General features: G+C 38.7%; 4 protein-coding genes. All 4 read right to left on the reverse strand.

The genetic code is table 11. From position 1 onward, the window contains the following. Positions 1-424: 424 nt before the first annotated feature. Positions 425-886 (reverse strand): type 2 periplasmic-binding domain-containing protein, encoded by a 462-nt coding sequence (locus GGR21_RS20685; protein ID WP_183309135.1) that lies wholly within the window; start codon positions 884-886, stop codon positions 425-427. A 4-nt stretch (positions 887-890) separates the two neighbouring features. After that, the gene (locus tag GGR21_RS20690) at positions 891-2,099 is read right to left on the reverse strand and encodes an RHS repeat domain-containing protein (protein WP_317169916.1); all 1,209 of its coding nucleotides are present in this window, start codon (positions 2,097-2,099) and stop codon (positions 891-893) included. A gap of 294 nt (positions 2,100-2,393) precedes the next feature. Continuing rightward, positions 2,394-2,774 carry a hypothetical protein gene (locus GGR21_RS20695; protein WP_183309136.1) on the reverse strand — a complete coding sequence of 127 codons (381 nt, stop codon included), beginning with the start codon at positions 2,772-2,774 and terminating at the stop codon, positions 2,394-2,396. Beyond that, on the reverse strand, positions 2,771-5,095 hold a 2,325-nt coding region (locus tag GGR21_RS20700), incomplete at its 5' end, for an RHS repeat-associated core domain-containing protein (RefSeq protein WP_183309137.1). The genes GGR21_RS20700 and GGR21_RS20695, both read right to left, overlap by 4 nt.

Below are 5,095 nucleotides of genomic sequence, written 5' to 3' on the forward strand. Positions count from 1 at the left end.
CCCGCCTTATTGGTATAGTCCTTAAAGTCTTCCGAACCTTGTACAGGTGTTGTCGTGGAGTTATCTACTACTCGTGTTAGCTGGTTGCCGTTGTGGGTCATGGTCAGCTGATCTATAATTCCGTAAGGGCTTGAGGCTTGTATCTTTCCTCTGCGGGTCAGTGTCTTGATATTCCCGTGCTTATCATACGAATAATTTGTGCTGTGTTACCCTATTCCTGTATAATTTGAAAAAAGTTACAAAAGTTACACTTTTGCACTTTTTTTGTTTCTTCCCTCTTGTTCTTTCGCCAGACCTTATTGTCATAACTAATATAGATAAACAATCCTGCCAATGATGAAAATGGCAGGATTAGTTTTATAGCGGATTTATAATCTTTACATTAGATTACTTCAGGATTGCAAATCCCGAAAGACGAGAGGCTTCAGTCTATATCAATGTATATTCCCGGCTTCTGACTCCTTATCTTATTCTTTTCATCAGTTTTTATTATATCTAATAAATAGAAAAAAATATCTGATTTGCTATATAAATTTTCATTCTTTTTTAGATATTTAATAACCTTTTCGAGGTTTACTTCTATGGGCTCTCTCATGTTAATTATTTGAAAACTCATATTGTCTACAAGCAAATAATGTGCATATCCATGAGCGGAAAATGATGGTATATAAAAAATACCATTTTTTTGATCTTGTATATGCGATTTATCTTTTCGATCGATAATTATTTTATTAGGGAGATAGTCTATTGTAGAGTTTTCAGGCATATCTTTTGTCTGTTTCAAAAACAGCAATATAGAATCCTTAATTTCTTTTATAGGAATAATTGACGCACCCACATTTAAAAATAAAATATTAAGTATTATTAGTAAATATATTCTTTTCATAATCTTATTTATTTTCTTCCTCTTCTTTTTTCTTCTTCTTTTGAATTTCATCTAAAATTTGATCTTCAATTTCATAAGTGCCTTTTTCAATATCTTCTTCATCAATTGTATTATGATCTTGAGTTGTATGAACAGCTTCATGTCCTACAATTGCAGCTAAAGCTTCGAAAAAATCTAAACCTAGATATTTAAGAATTCGTTCATCCGCCTTGAGATTTGGATCTTTCGCCTTTTTTTCCGCTACTTCCAAATATTTTCTTATGGATCCTGAATAAATTTCTACAGTATAAGATGTTTCATCTTTACCATTACTTGATTTAAACCCTTGATAAGTCCATCCTCCTGCAATATAATGTCCTTCCTTGCGCAATTCATCTTTTATTATTAAATCAATACCATGAGTACTATTCATCATTAGGTTAAACTGTTTCTTTGCTGTTTTACTCCCTGTATGCATCATTGCATAACCAATTTTCTTAACATCTAAGCTAGCATTTTCAGACCATCCTTTTTTTGCAGAATAGGTAACAGCCTTTCCATCAGTCCCTACTATCCATTTCCCCGTCGGATCAATGTATTTCAACGGATTATTAGCCACATAAGCATACGGACTAATACTATAATACTTTTCGGCCAGCGGATCGACCGTAGTAAAACTCCAATCATATTTCCACCTCGCACTATAATCATACATATTCAATCCGTTGCGGGTATCCAACTCCTTATCGTTGTATTTGTACGGTTGCGCGGTTTGATTTGTGCTCTCCGCAAACGAATTCCCGAATGGATAATATTGTGTACTCTGAACAGCATCGCTATACTGGTCTATCACTATCCGGTTGTTACCCAGATGGTCACGGATATAAAAGTAATAATTTCCATTCTGATAATAACCTCCGTCAACTAAAATTCTCTTCAATCCGTCATTTTCGTAGATAATATTCCCTACATAGTCTGTGGTTTCCGTTTCGGTCAACGCATTGACATTTACAGCCGAACCGATAACAGGATTGGTCGAATAGCCCGGATTCCAACGCTGTACGGCTCTTAGTTTTACTCCTGCTGCTGAATAAGTATACTCATTCCGTCCTTCTACTGTCTTGTTCTTTATATCTACGGTTTGAGGTAGATTTAGCATATTGTAGGTAATTGAAGAAATACCCTTGTTCAGGTCTTTGGTCATCGCCCCGTTCTTATTGTAGGTATATTCCACACCAGTACCTTTGGTATAATCCTTGAATCCATCGAGGCAGTCAAGTTGATATCGGCTATGGCATCGGTTATGGTCTTCATTTGGTTACTATTATACCCAAACACAGATTTAACTAAAACCTGACAAACCTAACGTTTTTTACAATGTTTTTCTTAGTTTTTATTTTACTTATATCTCATACTCTTTTTCTATATAGATAAAAAATCCTGCCAATGATAAAATCGACAGGATTGACTCATAGTGGATTGTGAATCTTTACATTAACTACTTTATATTACAAATAAAAGTAATTAATCATTTGCTAATTCTTCTCATAATTATACTATCCATCTTAATTTCATCTCTATTCAATATGAGAAGATTAAATTCTCGATGATGCATATATCCTCTGGATAATATTATTTCTATACTTTCTTTATCTGAGCAATACAACATTAGCTCATCTATATTATTGATTACCCAACGACCTTCACAGACAGGATTCGTTTCGTTATATTTCTGCGCAAACTTAAAAGTTTGATCTGGATACAAATTCAATAAATACTCATATCCAAAATTCTCTTTTTCATTTATATATGCAAAGGTTCCAGACAATTGATTATAGTCAATTTTATTTGTTTTACAAGCAAAGTTGACTATAGTAAGACATACTAGATATAAAATAATATTTTTCATTTTTTATAATGTATATTAAGTGAATTGATAGTAAAATTACTTGATAAATTAGGATATAATCCAATTAAAGACAATCCATAGGCTCTAATGAGATCATGTTTAGTAGAATTTATATTTAGTGGAGAGGTTCCCGTATTCCCTCTGCCGCCAGGTACATATAATGTACCTCCATCTAATCCTTGTACCCAAGTAGGAGTAATGTCATTTATCGTAGATACCATTGATGTTGAAGGAAGGCCGGATACTGACTTAGGATCATAACTATATTGAACTTTATATGCTGCTACCTCATCAAAAATATCTTGAGCAATAACATTTCCTGAAGTTTTATCAAAAACTATATCCCCAATTTCAAATTGTCCAACATGTATCAACTCATGTACAAAATTGGCAGTGCCATTATAGTTAATGACCACAGCCCCTGATTTCGGATCATATATAACTCCCCCAAGATTACCAGTCGAATCACCTAATCGATATAGTTGAGTACTTGCCTCAGCGGCTATCATGGCACTTATTGAGGAATAGAGATTACCTATTCTCTCATTATTAACACCATTAGCGTTATTAGAAATAAGAGCTGCCCACTGAGAAAATATTGCTGCTTTCTCATTATTCCATTGATCTATATAAGCTGAATCAATAACCATTCCTGTCGGATCAATAAACTTAATCGGATTATTCGCACAATACGCATACGGCGACCAACTATAGTATTTCTCCGCCAACGGATCCACAGTAGTAAACCTTCCTAACGCCCCGTCATAATATCTCGCAGAGTAATCATACAAGTTCAGCCCATGCGTCTTATCCAACTCTTTCCCATTGTACTTATATGGCTGTGAGCTTTGGCTCGTACTTTCTGCCATGGCCATTCCAAACGGGTAATACTGTGAGTTCTGGATTTGCTCGTTGTACTGGTTTATCACCACACGGTTATTGCCTAAATGGTCTTTCAGGTAATAGTGGTATACGTTGTTCTCTATATAACCTCCATCTACCAGTATACGCTTCAATCCTTCATTCTCATAGACCTTGTTACCCACATAGTCGGTGACCTTTGAGGTTTCCAGGTTACTGTCGCCTGATGTTCCCATCACAGGGGTATAGGTCTGGTTTTTGGCATCCTTATGCACGACTCTTAACTTCACGCCTGAAGCCGAGTAGGTATAATAGGTCTTGCCGCTTGTATTGATGTTCTTCACGGCAAGCTCCGTTGGTAAATTTAATGAATTATACTTAATTCCCAAAATTCCTTTGTGGGTATCTTTGTCCATGGCTCCGTTGCGGTTGTAGGTATACAGCCCCGCCTTGTCGGCATAGTCCTTAAAGTCTTCCGAATCCTGGACAGGTGTTGTCGTGGAGTTATCTGTTACCCGGGTCAGTTGGTTGCCGTTGTGGGTCATGGTCAGCTGATCTATAATTCCGTAAGGGCTTGAGGCTTGTATCTTTCCTCTGCGTGTCAGTGTCTTGATATTTCCGTGCCTGTCATACGAATAGCTTGTGCTGTATTGTCCCGTTCCGGTATAATTGGCAGCTGTCAGGCGGGAGAGTTCATCATAAACGAATGAGTAAGCGTTGTTCTGCCCCTGTTGCTGCCAGTCCATACGGCTGATATTGCCCGAGTAACCGTATTGCAGCTGCTGGCTGTACAGGTCGTTGCTGATGCCTGTTGTCCACGAGCGTACGTTGTAGTCGTATTCTACGACCTGTGCCGGGGTTACAGCGAAACCTGTAAAATGGTGTAAATCTGGATTGCCGCCGCCTGTGCCTCCTCCGGTATTATCGCCATCAGCGGATAGCCTCACCTGCATAGCCACATTCTCTGTACCCATTTCGCCTGTAACGGTTGGGTCATAGATAATGAATACATACGAGCCTGCCGCAAGGGCCACGGTGATCTCCCTGTTGAGGGAGGTAAGCTCTTCATTCTTCAATTCGTAATATTCGTTCAGGAACACCCCCTCAGACAGGCGGTAGAACTTAATGGAGGTTTGTATACCGGGGTTGGTGTACCGGATGGTAACATCGGCATCTTCCTCCAGGGCGAACTCCAGGTAAGGGCTGTACCTCTCGTCCGGGGTAATGTTTCCCTGGTAGGCAAGCGAGCTGCCGATAGAGAGTGCCCCCAGGTATTCCCGTTCCCTGTTGGGATCGAGTATGTCGACCGATGCCGAACCGCCGTCACCTGTGCTCAGTGTCAGGGTGGTGTATGCCTTCTTTGTGCCCTGCGGGTCGTAGACCAATGGGTTGTAGATATTAAAGTTGTGGGTTCCTGCTCCCAGCCAGTATCGTATCTTTATGGTGGTGGCCGTCGACTG

It is taken from the genome of Dysgonomonas hofstadii (assembly GCF_014196915.1).
GTDB lineage: Bacteria > Bacteroidota > Bacteroidia > Bacteroidales > Dysgonomonadaceae > Dysgonomonas > Dysgonomonas hofstadii.